Raw genomic sequence first — 389 nt, 5'->3', positions numbered from 1 at the left:
GCGTTGCTCCATCCGCGCCAGCCGCAAAGTCGAACGAGCCACTGATCGTCGTGCCTTCCGGCACAGCCCCGCCGGCTTCATTCGCCGCCGAAGGCACGTCGTCGTTGAAGGCGACAGTCAGTGTGCCGTTGGCAACCGAGTTGTCCGCGTCGGTGACGGTGTAGCCGAGGCCGACCGAGACATTGTCCTCGCCATTCGGGCCGGCCGTATGCAGCACGTTATCCTTGAGCTCGACCGTATAGGCACCTGTAGCCGCGTTCGCCACGGTGACCGTGAACAGCACGCCGCGCGGGCCCGTTGCCGTCAGCGTGTTGCCGCTCCAGCTGTAGTTTACCGTCTCCTGTCCGATCGTACCGCTCGTGCCATGCAAACCGGCAAACGAGAAGCCG

1 protein-coding gene is annotated in these 389 nt (G+C 64.5%); it reads right to left on the bottom strand.

Going from position 1 to position 389, the window contains the following annotated elements; genetic code table 11:
- Positions 1–389: hypothetical protein (locus IB265_RS36310; RefSeq protein WP_192496235.1), on the bottom strand; the 389-nt coding region annotated here is incomplete at both ends.

The organism is Ensifer sp. ENS10, assembly GCF_014852025.1.
Lineage (GTDB): Bacteria > Pseudomonadota > Alphaproteobacteria > Rhizobiales > Rhizobiaceae > Ensifer.
Note: the sequence above shows the minus strand (reverse complement) of the source record. Positions and strands in the feature narration are given on the sequence as shown.